Here is a 16,096-nt window from a genome sequence, read left to right as displayed (position 1 = left end):
TGAACTCGACTAACAGGAGGTGTCCAGCCCGCAAACATCGACTTGTCCCGAATTATAAAAACGCTTTGTTCTTATCCAAGAGGAACTAAAAAATGAAATATAACAAGGTAATTGCACTGGCGGCGATGCTGCCGGTGGGGCTGACTGCTGTCGCAACTTCCCAGGCTTTCGATGTGGTGCCTGCCGGACAGCCGGTCGTCACCGGCGAACCGAGCCGTGTGGGTCCGCCTTGGAACCACCGCTCGACCTTCAATATTCCCGGTACCAATACCGACTTGGCCTTCGGCGGCTATGCGAAGTTCGATGCCTTCTACGACTTCGATGCGGACCTCGGGGAGGTGACCGAGCCGCTCAATCTGCTCAATCCGGCCAACGAGACCGATGGGCGGACCAGCTTCACCGCTAACGAGTCGCGGCTCAACTTCCGCACCCATACCCGTACCGACCGTGGTACTGTGACCACTTTCGTCGAGGGACACTTCCTGCCGGGGGGCTCTTTCAACCTGCGGCATGCCTACGGTGAGTACATGGGTGTGCTGGCCGGCAAGAGCTGGACCAACTTCATGCACTTCCACGGCACGCCGCGGATTCTCAAGCTGGGCGGGCCCATTGGCTACGCAACTGGCTTGGTCAACCAAGTGCGCTACACTCACCGCGCCGGGCCCAATGCCTTCTCGATTTCCCTTGAGGAGCCCTCGAGCCTGATCTCGCCGATCGGTGGAGTGGAGTCCGAGACCGAGCTGCCGCACCTGACCGCACGCTACCAGTACGGTCAGACCTTCGGCATTTCCGGGGTGGTGCGTCAGTTCTCCACCAATGAGGCCACTACCGGCGTAGATGAGAGCGCCACCGGCTATGGCGTGGCCGCCCAGTTGGCCCTACCGCTGGGCAGCGCCACCAGCTTCAAGGCCAATGCCACCGTTGGCAGCGGGCTGGGTCGCTATCTCAGCATGGCGCCGGCGGCACCGGTCGCTGCGCGCACTCCGGACGCTTATCTCGATGCCAACGGCTCTCTGGAGACCGTGGACCTGCGTGCTTTCGGGGTCTCCCTGGAGCACAACTGGACCAGCAACTGGTCCAGCGGTATCGGCACCTCACGGGTCAGCCAGAGCCTGCCCGACGACATTGCCGGCTTCCAAGGTCATGCGGATCGCATCCAGTACTCCTTCGTCAATCTGATCTGGGACGTCAATCAGCGCCTCTCCACCGGTATCGAATATCAGCACTCCGATATCAAGCGGGTCAACGGCGAATCCGATGATGCCAGTCGTATCCAGGCCAGCGTGCAATTCCAGTTCTGAACGACTCTTGAATGGAAACGACATAGCTCGCTCTTATCACTAGCTCGCATGCTTAGTGCCAATGGGTACATTGGCACTTTTTTATTCCGCCCCAGTTATTTCGCTTCAGTTATTCATACAAACTGTTTCGCGCAGATGAGGATGGTATGCCCAAGACGATCCGTGCCCTAGACCGAGGACTCAGGGTGTTGACCGCCATCGGTCAGGCAGATGAACCGCTTGGTCTCGCAGCGCTGCACCAAATGACCGGACTCGAGAAGAGTACCCTGCTGCGGATACTGGCGACCCTGAGCGAACGGGGCTGGGTCACTCAGGGTCTGGCGGATAGACGCTACCGCTTGGCCCGTCGCATGACGGCGCTAGGGGAGCGTCAGACGACGGTGGAGCTGATGGCCGAGCTGGCCCTGCCCACCCTACGGGAGCTGCATGATGTCTTCGGCTGGCCCTCTGACCTGTGCATCCAAGAGGGGGCGGCCATGCGGGTGATCGAAAGCTCACGCTCTCTCGGTGGGCGTGTAATGCACTGCAACGTGTTGGACTTCACGCCATGCCTGCTGCGTTCTGCAGTGGGTCGCGCTTACCTGGCGAGCTGTGATGAGGCGCAGCGCGAACGTCTACTGAGAAAGCTGCTTGCCCTGGGCGGGCCCGTGGCCGAACTGGCCAGTAACCGGAGTTTTCTGAGGGGGCTGCTGGCCGAAGCGGATGGGCTTGGTCATTCGCGCCGTGTCCCGGGGGAGCGATTCATGGCCTCGGGGCGGGAGGCCGCCCACGACGCCATTGCAGTGCCCATCCGTGTGGGGAGCGAAGTATCGGCCTGCCTCAGCCTGGTCTACTTCTCCGGCGCTCAAGACGTCGACGAAGCGGTGCTTTCAAGAGGGCTTCGTCGAGCTGCCACGAGGCTTTCCGCCGCTTATGCCGCTCACCGGTGCATGTAACGGCTGTCCCGGCTTTTGCGGGACACCAGCCGGGTCGCTCCCGGGGTAGGCTGTCATTAGCCACAACGCCAACAGGAGCCGCCCATGCGACCCGCCGGACGCGCCGAGACCGACTCGCTCTATTTCGATTATCCCCACTTTCCCTTCGTTCGTCCCGCCGAGCTGGATGGCCGGGCGGTGCGCCATCGGGTGGCCATCGTCGGTGCCGGTCCGGTGGGCGTCACCGCGGCGCTGGAGTTGGCGCGCCACGGCATCGAGAGCGTGGTGCTCGACGACAAGGCCACTGTCAACGACGGCTCGCGGGCGATCTGCATCTCCCGTCACAGCCTGGAGATCCTGCAGCAGCTCGGCGTCGACACCCCCTTCGTGGCGAAGGGCCTGGGCTGGACCCGGGGCCGTACCTACTTTCGCGACCGCGAGATCTTCCGCTTCGAGATGCCCCACTCCGAGCAGGAGCGCTTCCTGCCGATGATCAACCTGCAGCAGCAGTACATCGAGCAGTTCCTGATCGACAAGGCCGGCGAGAGCGAGCTTGTCGAGCTGCGCTGGCAGAGCGCGGTGACCGACGTGAGTCAGGACGAGAGCGGCGTGACCCTCGAGGTGTCCACCCCGGAGGGCGATTATCGCCTCGAGTGCGATTACCTGCTGGCCGCCGACGGTGCGCGTAGCGTGGTGCGCAAGGCGTTCGGCCTGGCGCTGCACGGCGAGGCCTACGAGGGCCGCTACGTGATCGCCGACATCCACCTACGCTCCGGCTTTCCCACCGAGCGGCGCGCCTTCTTCCATTCCCCCGCCCTGCCCGATACCACCATCTTGGTGCACAAACAGCCAGACGACATTTGGCGTATCGATTACCAGCTCGGCCCCGACGAGGACCCGGACCAAGCGGTGGCGGAGGCCAGCATCCGCGAGCGGGTAGGTCTGATCGTGCGCGAGGTGCTGGGCGAGGGTGACGACTGGGAGCTCGAATGGTGGAGCCTCTACAAGGCCTACACCCTTGCGCTGGATGATTATCGACACGGCAGGGTGCTGTTCATCGGCGACAGCGCCCACTTGGTACCGATCTTCGGCGTGCGCGGTCTCAACAACGGCCTGGCCGACGCCGCCAACGCCGGCTGGAAGCTGGCCTGGGTGCTCAAGGGGCTGGCACCGGATCGGCTGCTCGACAGCTACAGCCCGGAGCGCCGCGGTGCCACGCTGGACGTCTTCACCAACGCCGGCAAGAGCACCCGCTTCATGACGCCGCCGAGCCGGGGCTACCGGCTGATGCGCGACGCAGCCCTGACGCTGGCGCTCACCAACGACTACGCCAGCGGCTTCGCCAATCCGCGCCAGGTCACGCCCTATACCTACGCCGGAAGCCCGCTGACCATGCCCGACGATGCCGGCTTCATTGCCGGGCCGATCCCAGGCGCACCGCTGTGCAACCATCGCCTGGGCGAGGGCGATTACCTGCTCGACCACCTGGGCAGTGGCTTCACCCTGTTGTACTTCAGCCGGGATGGCCAGGTCGATGCCGCGCTGGCAGAGCGGCTGGCTGTGCTGCAGGCGCAGGATAAGCGTATCGACCTGTTGGCCATTGCTCGTGAGGCGCCAGCCGAAAGCGCGCTGAAGGACGTCGATGGCAGCCTGTTCGCCGCCTACGGCGCCGAGACCGGCAGCGCCTACCTGGTGCGCCCCGACCGCCACGTGGCGGCGCGCTGGAAGCGGCTCGACCCTGCTGACTTCGAGCCCGCCATCATGACCGCCCTGGGTGGAAAATGAGATGACCGATACCACACTGCCTTTTGCCGACCTGGAGCGGGCCTACGAATGCCTGGCCGAGACCCTGGACTCACTCCCCGAGCATCAGGAGCGACTGTTCCTGGCCCAACTGGCCCTGGCGCTGGCCCACCGCGTCGGCGACGTCGAGCGGGTGATGGCTGCCGTCGAGGAGGCGCGGTGGGGCGTGGCTGAGGTCTCCGACGGCTGATGCTCGACGACCCGGGAGTGAGCAAGGGTTCACTTCATTGATCATAAATTGAGCAGGGTCAAAGCGAGATTCGGCAGAGGCGCTAGGGTAAGAATTGTCATAGAGGAGCGCCTCGATGAGTAAACCTCGACCTCCCCAAGAGAGCCGTCCACCACCAGGCGACGAGCAGCAGTTGCACCACTATCTCGAAGGCGAGCGTGCCCTGCTCGAGCTGCGCTGCTGCAAGCCGAAGGCGCTGAGCGCGCTGATCCATGATCTGGCGCACCCCATGAGCCCCTCGCTGGAGCAGGCCATCGCTCGTTGCCTGGCCGATCGGGAACTAACGGAGTTCGCCCCTGCGGAAACTCTGCTGCCCGTAATGATGCGACGCTTCGGCCTCGACCCCGTTGCCTGCGGCCGCGATCCGGCCATTCATGCCCTGCGCACAGTGTGCAGCGCCTGCCCGAAAGTCGCGACCTGCTGGCTGGCGCAGCGTCATGACGCCTCATTGGAAGAGTGCACGAGCTTCTGCCCCAATGCCGAAACGCTCGCTGGCTGGGTCACGCGGCCGCCAGCCGATTGAGCGACTCGAGAGCGCTTCCGAATGGCTCAGACAGCAGCGGCAGCCAGCCGCACAAGCAGATCGTCGATCATGCCGATCTTGGCTTCGGCCTCGCGTATCTGGGTCTGAAACGCCTCGCGCTTCTTTCTCAGGCGGGCTTCCAGCTCGTCGCAGAAGGGGGGCTCGGGGCGAAAGCGCGGCATCGCTTCGCGGATCTCGTCCAGGCTGAATTCCAGTTCGCGGGCCCGCCTCACGAAGCGTAGCTCCGCCAGGGTCAGCTCGGTGTAGTCGCGATAGCCGTTGTCGCGTCTCGACGGGGGCGTGATCAGGCCACGCCTTTCATAGAAACGGATGGTGTCACGGCCAAGCCCGCTGGCTTTTTCCAGCTCGCCGGTCAGCATGAGGAAACTCCTTGACTGTGGAGTTGGCTCCACACCTTACCATGGTTCGAGAAGCCCGCACGGCGGCAGTCCCGACATGGTGAGGAGGCAACGTGATGGAACCCCAGCTCGAGGAACGGCAGGTAGAAGCCAGCGATGGCGTGGCCATCGCTGCTCGCTTCGTCACACCGGCAAAACCCACGGCGGCGGTACTGATCGCCCCTGCCATGGGCGTGCCTCAGCGCTTCTATGCCCCGCTGGCGCAGTGGCTGGCGGGGCAAGGCATGGCCGTGGCCACCTTCGACTACCGTGGCATGGGGGCGTCGCGACCGGCGCGGCTGAGCGGTTTTCCGGCCACCATCATGGACTGGGCGCAGCTCGATGCGTCGGCGGTGCTCACGGCGCTGGAGCATCAGGCGCCGGGGCTGCCGCGCTACTGGATCGGCCACAGCCTGGGCGGACAGATACCGCCGCTGGTGGCGGGGCACGAGCGGCTCGAGCGCATCGTCACCGTGGCCTGCGGCAGCGGCTACTGGCGTGAGAACGCGCCGGCGCTGAAGCGGCGCGTGTGGCTGTTCTGGTTCGGTGCCGTGCCGCTGCTCACCCCGCTGCTGGGCTATTTTCCCGGCAAGCGGCTCAACATGGTCGGCGACTTGCCCCGTGGTGTGGTCGAGCAGTGGCGGCGCTGGTGCCTGCATCCGGAGTATGCGGTAGGGGCGGAGCCCGGTGTGCGTGAACGCTTCGCCGCCGTGCGTACGCCGGTGGTATCGCTCTCCTTCAGCGACGACGACTTCATGTCAGCGCGCAACACCGAGTCGTTGCACGGCTTCTACGTCAATGCGCCCCGCACTCTGCTGCGTATCCAGCCACGGGAAGCGGGCCTGACCCGTATCGGCCACTTCGGCTTCTTCCGCCCGGAGCATGAGCAGTCCCTATGGCAGCGTTATCTGCTGCCGGTACTGCAAGGCAGCGAGCCGTAGCTGACGGCGATGGCTAGAACGAGTGGCAGTTTCACCCTCTAACCTCTTTTCGTACGAAGCCCCGGTCAGGCCGGCTGCTCCTGCTCCAGCAGCGCCGCCACCGCTTCACCGACACGCTTGATGCCGGCCTCGACGGTTGGTGTCATTGCCGCAGCGTAATTTAGCCGCAGGCAGTGACGAAACTTCCCCGAGGCGGAGAACAGCGAGCCCGGGGTGATGTGCAGGCCCTCGCTCGCCAGCTGCTCCTTGAGACGCACGCAGTCGATATCGCCCGGCAGCTCCAGCCACAGCAGGAAACCGCCCTGGGGAAAGCTGACCCCGGTACCCGCCGGGAAGTAGCGCGTGACCCAGTCGATCATGATGTCGCGGTGGCGGCGGTACTGGCGCAGCATCTCGCGCAGGTGGCGCTCGTAATGGCCGTGCTGGACGAACTCGGCCACGGCGAGCTGCGGCAGCGTGGCCGAGGCACCGGTGGAGACGTACTTCATGTGCAGGGCCTGGTCGCGATAGCGTCCCGGCGCCATCCAGCCGACCCGCAGCCCCGGCACCAGCGTCTTGGAGAAGGCGCTGCACAGCAGGACCCGGCCGTCGTCGTCGAAGCTCTTGAGCGTGCGTGGCCGGGGCGCCTCGAAGGAGAGATCGCCGTAGATGTCGTCCTCGACGATGGCCACGTCGAAGCGCTGGGCCAGGGCGACCAGGGCGTGCTTGCGCGCCTCGGGCATGGTATAGCCGAGCGGATTGTTGCAGGTGGGCGTGATTTGGATGGCCTTGATCGGCCACTGCTCGAGTGCCAGTTCCAGCGCCTCCAGGCTGATGCCCGTCCGCGGGTCGGTGGGGATCTCCAGCGCCTTGAGCTTCTGCGCCTTGAGGATCTGCATGGTGCCGTAGAAACTCGGCGAGTCCACCGCTACCACGTCGCCGGGTTCGGTCAGGGTGCGCAGGGCCAGCGAGAGCGCTTCCTGGCAGCCGGTGGTGATCAGCACGTCGTCGGGGTGCAGCAGGCAGCCCGACTTGGCAGCCAGCCGCACGACCTGACGGCGCAGTGCGAGGCTGCCCTGCAGGCTGTCGTAGTTGAGCCCGTGGGCCGCCACGTGGCGGTGCAGCGTCCCCAGCTGACGCTGCAAAGGACGCAGGCTGGCGGCAGCGAGATCGGGGATGCCGCGCCCCAGCATCAGCAGGCGGTCCTCATCGGGAGAGCGGGCCACCAGCTCCAGCACCTGGTCCCACTGGGAAACGTCGAGCGGACGCTGGGCGGGGCGCGACACCTTGGGCAGCAGGCTCGGCGTCGGCCGGGGCAGCACATAGTAGCCCGAGCGCGGGCGCGCTTCCGCCAGGCCGGCCTCCTCCAGGCGACGGTAGGCTTCCTGCACGGTGGAGACGCTGACCCCCAGCTCGGCGCACAGCGTACGCACGGAGGGCAGCCGATCGCCGACGCGGTACTGGCCCTGCTCGATGCGCTGGGTCAGGGTCTGCGCTACCTGATCGTAACGTTTCATGACAGATTCACCGAGCCTTTCTCCCTTTCGATACAGAGGGCGATGGAATGGGCGGTACAGAGACAGAATAGCTCTATCTGTACTGCAAAACTATTTCCATGATGAATCTGTATTGATTTTCCTCCCGGCCATAGCCTGTCAGAACCACCGACAGGAGATGCCGCCATGCTTACCCAACGCTTTCTTCATCTCTCCCGCTGGCTCAGGAGCCGGCAGCAGCGTCACCGGACTCGCTACGACCTGCGCCACCTCGACGATCACCTGCTGGCCGATATCGGCCTCGACCGGGCCACGGTCGAGCGCGAGGTGCGCAAGCCGTTCTGGCGCTGACTGGTGCGCCGGTGGGAACCGCAGCCGAGGGACGCTACCTAAAGGACAAGAGGTTCAGGCAGCCAAGGAGGAGCCCGCCATGATCGAGACACTGCCCGCCCCGGAGTATGTCGCCGCGTTCCGCATATCCGGCACGCTGCACAGCAAGGACTACGACATTCTCATTCCCGCCATCGAGTCGAAGCTCGAGGAGCACGAGCAGATCGGTGTGCTGGCCGACATGACCGACTTCGACCACATGACCCCCGGCGCGCTGCTGCGCGATCTCTCCTATGCCCTGAGCAAGCTGGGGGAGTACCACCGCTTCAAGCGCGCCGCGGTGATCGCCGACAAGCGCTGGATCGAGACCACCACCAAGCTGGCTGACAGGCTGTTTCCGCGCACCGAGATGCGCGTGTTCCATCACGGCGAGCTGGAAGAGGCCATGCGCTGGGTGGCCGGTTTCGCAGCGACTCGATGAGCGGCGGGCTATGAGGTCACGGCAGCGGCAGCCCGCTCGCCGTGCCACTGGCGCAGCAGCCAGGCGAAGGTGAGCCCCAGCGCCAGCAGCCACACGCCGGCGCCGGCCAGCAGCCACAGGCTATCGGCCAGGCGCAGTATCAGCCCGCCGAGGCTGACGCCTACCGACTGGCCGAGGAACAGGCAGCCGGCGAACACCGCCATGGCGGTGCCGCGCATGGCAGGCGCCATCTGGGTGGCGTTGATCTGCAGCGTGCTGTGCATCATGTAGAAACCCAGTCCGGCGGCGAAGGCGCTGGCGCTGGCGGTGGCCAGGGCCGGCAGCGGCGCCAGCGCCAGCCCGACGAAGCCGAGTCCCATCAGCACGCCGCCGCCCGCCGCCAGACCCGGCTCGCCCAGGCGGGTGACGAGCGGTCGCGCCAGGGCGGCGAAGATCAGTCCGCCCACGCCGAACAGCGCTACCATCAGCCCGGCCTGGGTCAGCGAAACCTCCAGCCGGGTATAGAGGTGGCTGGCAACGAAGGCCAGTGCGCCGAAGGCGGCGATTCCTTCCAGAAACACCAGCGCCAGGATGCGCCGGGCGCGGGAAATCAGCAGCACCTCGCGGATGCGCGAGAAGAAGGCGATGCGACCCTGGTCGGCCTTGGGCGGCGACAGCTGCGGCTGGCGGTGTAGGGTCGTGAGCAGCAGCCCCCCGGCGCCGAGGAACAGCAGCGTGAGCAGCACGAAGGCCGCTTGCCAGCCCAGCGTATCGGCCAGGAAGCCGCCCGCCACTTGCCCCGAGATCAACCCCAGCACCGCGCCGGAGAGCATGTGCGCCAGGGTCACCTGGCGCTGTTCGTAGGGCACGTTGTCGCCCACCCAGGCCATGGAGAGCGGGATGATGGCGGCGGCGGTGGCGCCGTTCAGGGTGCGGAACAGCAGCAGCATCGAGAGCGACTCGGAGAGCGCCGAGCCCAGCGCACCCACGGCGCAGGCCAGGGTGGCCAGGCCGATCACCCGCAGAGTGCCGTGGCGGTCGCCCAGCGGGCCGTAGGCGAGCTGCATGATGCCGTAGGCAATGGCGAACAGGGTGATGTTCTGCGCCACGTCGGCCACCGGTCGGGAGAAGGCCTGGGACAGCGCCGGCAGCATGGCATCGGTGACCCGCATCGAAGCCATGCTGGCAAAGCCCGCCAGGGCCAGCAGCAGGATGACGAGACGGCTGGGGGGCGAGGCAGCACTCATGGCTTGCCCCCTTCGGCCTGCTCCACCCTCATGGCCCGCTCGGCGGGCCGCACCAGCCCCAGGAAACTGGCCACGGCCATCAGGCCGCCCAGCGCCACCACGATGGCCATGGTGCGTGAGGTACCGTCGTGCAGCTGGGCCACGGCACTGCCGATCGCGGCGGCGATGCTCATCTGCAGGAAGCCGAACAGCGACGAGGCCGAGCCGGCGCAGTGGGGGTTGGGCGCCAGGGCGCCGGTCATCGATTGCGGCATCAAGATGCCCATGCCGACCATGAACAGCACGTGCGGGCCGACCACCGCCCAGGCGGCATACACCCCGAAGAGCGCCAGGAACAGCATGAAGCTGCCGCCCAGCGCACAGATCAGGCTGGCCAGACCGACCAGCCGCTCGCGGCCCAGCCGGTGGCTGTAGCGGCCGCTGAGCAGGGTGCCGACGAAGAAGCCGGCCACGATCAGGGTGAAGAACAGCCCGTACTGGAACGGCGAGACGCCGAGGAAATCGATCAGCACGAACGACGAGCCCGAGAGATAGGCGAACAGCCCCGAGAAGGCCGCCGCGTTGGTTAGGGTATAGCCCATGAAGGTGCGCTGGCCGAGCAGCATGCGGAAATTGGCCACGATGACCTTGGGGTGGATCGACTGACGTCGCTCCGGCGGCAGCGGCTCAGGCAGCGCCAGGATCAGCAGCGGCAGCATGGCGGCGGCGTAGAGTGCCAGCAGCACGAACACCGACTCCCAGCCCCACAGCAGCAGCAGACCGGCGCCGACGATGGGTGCCACCGCCGGGGCCAGCGACATGGTGCTGGCCATGTAGGAGAGAATGCGTCCGGCCTCGAGGGGGCCGTAGATGTCGCGCACCGCGGCACGACCCAACACCGGCCCGGTGGCGCCCCCCAGCGCCTGCAGGAAGCGCCCGGCCAGCAGCCATTCGATGCTGGGGGCGAAGGCGCACAACAGGCTCGCCACCAGGAACAGACTGAAGCCGAAGATCATCACCGGCTTGCGCCCGAAGCGGTCGGAGAAGGGGCCGCAGAACAGCTGGGCGGCGGCGAAGCCGGCCATGTACAGGCTCAGGGTCAGCTGCACCTGATCGGGCCCGGTGTCGAGCGCCGCGGCCATGGCCGGCATGGCCGGCAGATACATGTCGGTGGCCAGCGGGCCCAGCGCGGTCAGGGCCGCCAGGGTGATCACCGTGGCAGGGGACTTCAGCCTCAGCACATTGACCTCATTCTCGAAGGGCGTCTCGAAGGGCGCTCGGGGGCGCAAGACAACGACCGACGGGCGCCGCTTCTCCCGCTCCAGGCTGGAACAGGGAGGGGCGGCGCCCGCCAGTCGTTAGCTTGCTTAATATAGCCTAATTAGCGCGGCGTTGCTCAACCTGCATCTGGCTGTGCCCCCGGAGCGGCCTTGGCGAAGGCGTCCAGCGCGCGGCAGCGCTCGGCGATGCGGCGAATCGTCGGATACGCCGAGAGGTCGCATTCGAAGCGTTCGGCGTTGAACACCTGCGGCACCAGACAGAGATCCGCCAGGGTCGGGCTGTCGCCGTGGCAGAACTCGCCGGTGGCGGGTTCGCCCGCAAGCCTCGCTTCCAGCGCGGTGAAGCCCTCGGCGATCCAGTGGCGGTACCAGGCCAGCTTGGCCGCTTCGTCCAGCTTCAGCTCGTGTACCAGGTACTTGAGCACCTTCAGATTATTGAGTGGGTGGATTTCGCAGGCCACCAGTTGGGCCAGCGAGCGCACCCGGGCGCGGCCCTCGGGGTCTGCCGGCAGCAGCGCCGGCTCGGGATGGCGCTCCTCCAGGTACTCGCAGATCGCCAGCGACTGGCTAAGCTGGACTCCCTCGTCGGTCTCGAGGATCGGCACCAGCCCCTGGGGATTGCGGGCGAGGTTGGCCTCGTCCCGCTGCTCGCCCTTGACCAGATTGACCGGCACCTGGGCGTAGTCCAGCCCCTTGAGGTTGAGCGCAATGCGCACCCGATACGCCGCCGACGAACGGAAATAGCCGTACAGCTTGGTCATGCGTGGCTCCTTGTGTCGCGTCACTCTGGCTGGCTTGCTCTGGCTGGATTATTTGGGCCGGTAGGCCACCACCTGCTGGTCGATGGTGCCGAAGATGCTGTTGCCGTCACGGTCGAACATCTCGATGCGCACCCGATCGCCGAAGCGCATGAAGGGCGTCTTGGCCGCGCCGTGCAGGATCTGCTCCACCATGCGCACCTCGGCCAGGCAACTATAGCCCACGCCGCCGTCGGCGACCGGCTTGCCGGGGCCGCCGTCAGGATCGGGGTTGGAGACGGTGCCCGAGCCGATGATGGCGCCGGCGCCCAGGTAGCGGGTCTTGGCCGCATGGGCGACCAGCTGCGGGAAGCCGAAGATCATGTCCGGGCCGGCCTCCGGCTCGCCGAATTTCTCGCCGTTGAGGTGCACCGTCAGCGGCAGGTGAACGCGGCCATCCCGCCAGGCGTCGCCCAGCTCGTCGGGGGTGACGCAGATCGGCGAGAAGCTCGAGGCGGGCTTGGCCTGGAAGAAGCCGAAGCCCTTGGCCAGCTCGCCGGGGATCAGCCCGCGCAGGCTGACGTCGTTGACCAGCATGATCAGCTTGATGTGGCCGGCGGCCTGCTCCGGGGTGACGCCCATGGGCACGTCGTCGGTGATCACCGCGATCTCGCCCTCGAAGTCGATGCCGTGCTCCTCGCTGACCGCCTCGATGTCCTCGGTGGGGGCGAGGAACTTGTCGCCGCCGCCCTGGTACATCAGCGGATCGGTCCAGAACGTTTCCGGCATCTCGGCGTTGCGCGCCTGGCGTACCAGCTTGACGTGGTTGAGGTAGGCGGAGCCGTCGGCCCAGTGGTAGCTGCGCGGCAGCGGCGAGTGCAGCTTGCTCTGGTCCAGGCTGAAGGCTCCCTCGGCGCTGCCGTCGTTGAGCTCGGCGTAGCGTGCTTCCAACTTCGGGCTCACCGCGTCCCAGTTCTCGATGGCCTGCTGCAGAGTGGCGGCGATGTCGGTGGCGGAAACGGCGCGGGTGAGGTCGCGGGAGACCACCAGCAGTTCGCCGTCGCGGCCGTTTTTTAAAGTGGCGAGTTTCATCTTGGCTCAATCCTTTCGTCAGGGGCGGGGCTCGTCGGCCCCGTCCGGTTCAGCGTTTCGTCTCTCAGGCCTTCAAGGCTGCTTGGGATCGAAGTGCGAGCGCAGCGTCGACCACACGTCGACGTAGTCGCGCTGGCGGATGTCCGCGTCGAGTGCCGCTTCGGTCGGATGGTAGACGTAGCGGCTCTCGAACATGAAGGCCAGGGTCGCATCCAGGCGCTGCGGTGTCAGCTCGGCGTTCGAGGCCTTCTCGAAGGTCTCGGCGTCGGGGCCATGGGGCGACATGCAGTTGTGCAGGCTGGCGCCGCCGGGCAGGAAGCCCTCGGCCTTGGCGTCGTATTCGCCGTGGATCAGGCCCATGAACTCGCTCATCAGGTTGCGATGGAAGTAGGGCGGGCGGAAGGTCTGCTCGGCCACCATCCAGCGCGGCGGGAAGATCACGAAGTCGATGTTGGCCATGCCCGGGGTGTCGGAGGGCGAGGTCAGCACGGTGAAGATCGAGGGGTCGGGGTGATCGAAGCTCACCGTGTTGATGGTGTTGAAGTTGGCCAGGTCGTACTTGTAGGGGGCGTAGTTGCCGTGCCAGGCCACCACGTCCAGCGGCGAGTGGCCGAGCCTGGTCACCCAGAAGCGGCCGGAGAACTTCGCCACCAGCTCGAAGTCGCCCTCGATATCTTCGTATGCTGCTACGGGACTCTCGAAGTCGCGCGGGTTGGCCAGGCCGTTGGCACCGATGGGGCCGAGGCCGGGCAGCTCCAGCGGACTGCCGTAGTTCTCGCAGACGTAGCCGCGGGCGGCATCGGAGCCAGGCGCCAGGCGCACCTGGAACTTCATGCCGCGGGGAATCACCGCGATCTCGCCGCCCTTGACCTCGAGCTCACCGAGCTCGGTGCGCAGGCGCAGGGTGCCCTGCTGCGGCACGATCAACAGCTCGCCGTCGGCGTCGTAGAAGAAGCGCTCGGTCATGTCGCGGTTGAAGGCGTAGACGTGCACGCCGCAGCCGGCCTGGGTGCCGGCGTCGCCGTTGACGGCAATCGTCAGCAGGCCGTCGATGAAGTCGGTGGGCTCGGCGGGAATCGGTAGCGGGTCCCAGCGCATCTGGTTGGGGTCGGCGGCGGGTTTGGCCAGCGGCGAGGTGGCCACCCGGCGGTTCTCCAGAGGCGTATAGGCGCTCTGCACTACCGAGGGGCGGATGCGGTAGAGCCAACTGCGCAGGTTGGCGTGGCGCGGTGCGGTGAAGGCCGAGCCGGTGAGCTGTTCGGCGTAGAGGCCGTAGGCGCACTTCTGCGGCGAGTTCTGCCCGCTCGGCAGGGCGCCGGGCAGCGCCTCGCTGGCGAAATGGTTGCGGAAACCGCTCTGGTACTCGAGCGTCTGGGTCGTCATGTCGGGGGTCCTCTTTTCAACGTCCTGTCGAATCTTTTGTGTTACTCAAGCCGTTCGCTTGGCTGCGTCGTGTGTGGCCTGGCCGGCGATGGCCAGCGCCTCCTCGAGCACCTGCTGGTCGCCGATGTGGTTGGCCAACAGCAGGATCAGCCGGGCATTGATGCGCTCGCTCTCGGCCTCGCTGCGCTCGCGGTGCAGCTCGGTGAGTGCGGAGTAGAAGGCGTCCGGGTCGGTGAAGTTGGGGTTGAGCTCAAGCCGTGGCATGGGTGCCTCCCTGAACGGTGGAAGGAGCGAGATAGGCGCCCAGGGCGCGGTCCATCGCCTCGCCGACCGCGGCCGCCGTGACGTCGTTCCAGCGGGCGGTGACGTGCTGGTCGGGACGCAGCAGGTAGCCGATGCCGGCGCTAAGGCCGTAGCGCTCGCCGATCAGGTTCTCCACGTCCTCGACCTGGCGGCTGCGCGGCAGCTCGGTCAGGGCATGCGGCGCCGGGCCGACGATCAGAAGATCCAGGTCGGCGCGGTGCTCGAGCAGTGGCGCGAGTTCGCTACACAGGGCCTCGGCCCGGGCGCTGTCGACGCGACCGTCGAGCAACAGCACGAAGCGTTCGCCGAGCTGGTTGAGCAGCCAGGCACGGCGGCCGGCCAGGCCGATCGGCGCATCCTTGGCCGGGCTGCCGGGGCGCAGCTCGAGCGGCAGACCCTCGGCCTCATGGCCGTTGAGCGGTGATCCGTCGTAGCGGCACGGCATGGAGAGGCGGCCGCTGTTGACCAGGCGGCGGGCGAAGGGGTAGTGCTCGGCCAGCTCCAGCACGCTGTCGCGGAACAGGCGGCTCACCCGGCTCTTGGGCGTGATGAAGTCGGTGGCCCGCGTCGAGTTGAGGATGTTCTCGGCGGCGCCGTGCTGGCGCTCGTCGTCGTAGGTGGCGAGCAGTGCCGCGGGGGCCTGGCCCTTGAGCACCCGGGCCAGCTTCCAGGCCAGGTTCTCGGTGCTCTGCAGCGCGCCGTTGGCGCCGCGGGCGCCGAAAGGCGAGACCTGATGGGCAGCGTCGCCCATGAAGAACACCCGCCGGTGGATGTAGCTGTCCATCTTGCGGCAGCGGAAGGTGTAGACACTGGCCCACTCCAGCTCGAACTCCACGTCCGCGCCGAGCATCGCCTGCACCCGTGGGCGGATGTTCTCCTCCTTCTTCTCCTCTTCCGGGTCGGCGTCCCAGCCCAGTTGGAAGTCGATGCGCCAGACGTTGTCCGGCTGACGATGCAGCAGCACCGACTGGTTGGGGTGGAAGGGCGGGTCGAACCAGAACCAGCGCTCGGTGGGGAAGTCGGCCTTCATGATCACGTCGGCGATCAGAAAACGATCCTGGAACACCTGGCCCTTGCTCTCCAGGCCCAGCATGTCGCGAATCTTGCTGTTGGCGCCGTCGGCCACCAGCAGGTAGTCGCAGGCGAGGCGGTAGTCTCCGTCCTCGGTGCTGACCACGACCTCGCTGCGCTCGGCCTGGCTGTCCACCTCGGTGACCTTGTGCAGCCAGCGCAGGTCGATCAGCTCGCTGAGTTCGTTGGCGCGGTCGACCAGGTACTCCTCGAAGTAGTACTGCTGCAGGTTGATGAAGGCGGGCATGCGGTGGCCCTCTTCCGGCAGCAGGTCGAAGTCGTAAACCTCGCGCTCTTGGAAGAACACCCGGCCGCGCTGCCAGGTCACGCCCTTGTCGACCATCGGCTGGGCGCAGCCCAGGCGGTCGAGGATCTCCAGCGTGCGCTTGGCGAAGCAGATCGCCCGCGAGCCGACGCTGACGGTGTTGTTGTCATCGAGCACCACGCTGGCGATGCCCTGCTGGGCCAGGTCGATGGCCATGGCCAGACCGGTGGGGCCGGCGCCGACGATCACTACCGGGCAGTGGCGCACGTCGCCACGGTCGAGCTCCGGCGCGCGGCGGTACGGGTAGACGGGATTGTTGTAGGTGGTTGGCATCGTGCTCCCCTCGTGCTTACCGCCGGGTGGCG

At 66.5% G+C, this 16,096-nt stretch carries 17 protein-coding genes; 8 read left to right on the top strand and 9 right to left on the bottom strand.

Annotated features, from left to right (window positions below; genetic code table 11):
- Positions 1–92 precede the first annotated feature (92 nt).
- The 5 genes from HOP59_RS07215 (at position 93) to HOP59_RS07195 (ending at position 4,770) form a co-directional block, all read left to right on the top strand.
- The gene (locus HOP59_RS07215) at positions 93–1,301 is read left to right on the top strand and encodes a DcaP family trimeric outer membrane transporter (RefSeq protein WP_010626121.1); all 1,209 of its coding nucleotides are present in this window, start codon (positions 93–95) and stop codon (positions 1,299–1,301) included.
- A 146-nt stretch (positions 1,302–1,447) separates the two neighbouring features.
- Positions 1,448–2,236 (top strand): helix-turn-helix domain-containing protein, encoded by a 789-nt coding sequence (locus HOP59_RS07210; RefSeq protein ID WP_234253351.1) that lies wholly within the window; start codon positions 1,448–1,450, stop codon positions 2,234–2,236.
- Between the two features lie 84 nt (positions 2,237–2,320).
- On the top strand, positions 2,321–4,000 hold the full coding sequence (locus tag HOP59_RS07205) for an FAD-dependent monooxygenase (protein WP_234253350.1): 1,680 nt from the start codon (positions 2,321–2,323) through the stop codon (positions 3,998–4,000).
- 1 nt (position 4,001) lies between these two features.
- The gene (locus tag HOP59_RS07200; RefSeq protein WP_234253349.1) at positions 4,002–4,208 is read left to right on the top strand and encodes a DUF2783 domain-containing protein; all 207 of its coding nucleotides are present in this window, start codon (positions 4,002–4,004) and stop codon (positions 4,206–4,208) included.
- A gap of 115 nt (positions 4,209–4,323) precedes the next feature.
- Complete coding sequence (locus HOP59_RS07195; RefSeq protein WP_141638487.1) at positions 4,324–4,770, top strand: hypothetical protein; 447 nt, start codon at positions 4,324–4,326, stop codon at positions 4,768–4,770.
- A gap of 26 nt (positions 4,771–4,796) precedes the next feature.
- On the opposite strand, the gene HOP59_RS07190 is transcribed toward HOP59_RS07195, so the two are convergent.
- On the bottom strand, positions 4,797–5,150 hold the full coding sequence (locus HOP59_RS07190) for a MerR family transcriptional regulator (protein WP_234253348.1): 354 nt from the start codon (positions 5,148–5,150) through the stop codon (positions 4,797–4,799).
- Positions 5,151–5,245: 95 nt separating this feature from the next.
- Between HOP59_RS07190 and HOP59_RS07185 the strand changes: the two genes are divergently transcribed.
- Positions 5,246–6,109, top strand: coding sequence for an alpha/beta hydrolase family protein (locus HOP59_RS07185; protein ID WP_234253491.1), 864 nt, complete (start codon positions 5,246–5,248; stop codon positions 6,107–6,109).
- Positions 6,110–6,174: 65 nt separating this feature from the next.
- Here HOP59_RS07185 and HOP59_RS07180 read toward each other — a convergent pair whose 3' ends face one another.
- Entirely contained in the window at positions 6,175–7,605 is a 1,431-nt protein-coding gene (locus HOP59_RS07180; protein ID WP_234253347.1) for an aminotransferase-like domain-containing protein, read from the bottom strand.
- A gap of 165 nt (positions 7,606–7,770) precedes the next feature.
- Between HOP59_RS07180 and HOP59_RS07175 the strand changes: the two genes are divergently transcribed.
- Both HOP59_RS07175 and HOP59_RS07170 read left to right on the top strand, forming a co-directional pair.
- Entirely contained in the window at positions 7,771–7,935 is a 165-nt protein-coding gene (locus tag HOP59_RS07175; RefSeq protein ID WP_010626129.1) for a DUF1127 domain-containing protein, read from the top strand.
- Between the two features lie 79 nt (positions 7,936–8,014).
- Positions 8,015–8,395, top strand: a complete 381-nt coding sequence (locus HOP59_RS07170) for a SpoIIAA family protein (RefSeq protein WP_234253346.1) — start codon at positions 8,015–8,017, stop codon at positions 8,393–8,395.
- A gap of 8 nt (positions 8,396–8,403) precedes the next feature.
- Here HOP59_RS07170 and HOP59_RS07165 read toward each other — a convergent pair whose 3' ends face one another.
- The 7 genes from HOP59_RS07165 to HOP59_RS07135 form a co-directional block, all read right to left on the bottom strand.
- Complete coding sequence (locus HOP59_RS07165; RefSeq protein ID WP_234253345.1) at positions 8,404–9,621, bottom strand: MFS transporter; 1,218 nt, start codon at positions 9,619–9,621, stop codon at positions 8,404–8,406.
- On the bottom strand, positions 9,618–10,841 hold the full coding sequence (locus HOP59_RS07160; protein WP_234253344.1) for a multidrug effflux MFS transporter: 1,224 nt from the start codon (positions 10,839–10,841) through the stop codon (positions 9,618–9,620). Before HOP59_RS07160 ends, HOP59_RS07165 begins: the two co-directional genes overlap by 4 nt.
- 155 nt (positions 10,842–10,996) lie before the next feature.
- Positions 10,997–11,641, bottom strand: coding sequence for a maleylacetoacetate isomerase (maiA, locus tag HOP59_RS07155; protein ID WP_234253343.1), 645 nt, complete (start codon positions 11,639–11,641; stop codon positions 10,997–10,999).
- A 48-nt stretch (positions 11,642–11,689) separates the two neighbouring features.
- Positions 11,690–12,709: a fumarylacetoacetate hydrolase family protein gene (locus tag HOP59_RS07150; RefSeq protein ID WP_234253342.1), complete on the bottom strand. Its 1,020-nt coding sequence runs from the start codon at positions 12,707–12,709 to the stop codon at positions 11,690–11,692.
- Positions 12,710–12,781: 72 nt separating this feature from the next.
- Positions 12,782–14,092, bottom strand: coding sequence for a homogentisate 1,2-dioxygenase (gene hmgA / locus HOP59_RS07145; protein WP_234253341.1), 1,311 nt, complete (start codon positions 14,090–14,092; stop codon positions 12,782–12,784).
- A gap of 45 nt (positions 14,093–14,137) precedes the next feature.
- Entirely contained in the window at positions 14,138–14,356 is a 219-nt protein-coding gene (locus HOP59_RS07140; protein WP_234253340.1) for a DUF2783 domain-containing protein, read from the bottom strand.
- Positions 14,343–16,064, bottom strand: a complete 1,722-nt coding sequence (locus HOP59_RS07135) for an FAD-dependent oxidoreductase (RefSeq protein WP_234253339.1) — start codon at positions 16,062–16,064, stop codon at positions 14,343–14,345. Before HOP59_RS07135 ends, HOP59_RS07140 begins: the two co-directional genes overlap by 14 nt.
- Between the last annotated feature and the right edge of the window lie 32 nt (positions 16,065–16,096).

Origin of the sequence: Billgrantia aerodenitrificans, from assembly GCF_021404405.1 — a bacterium.
Lineage (GTDB): Bacteria > Pseudomonadota > Gammaproteobacteria > Pseudomonadales > Halomonadaceae > Halomonas > Halomonas aerodenitrificans.
The sequence above is the reverse complement of the archived record's forward strand: the minus strand, read 5'-3'. Positions and strand labels throughout refer to the sequence as shown.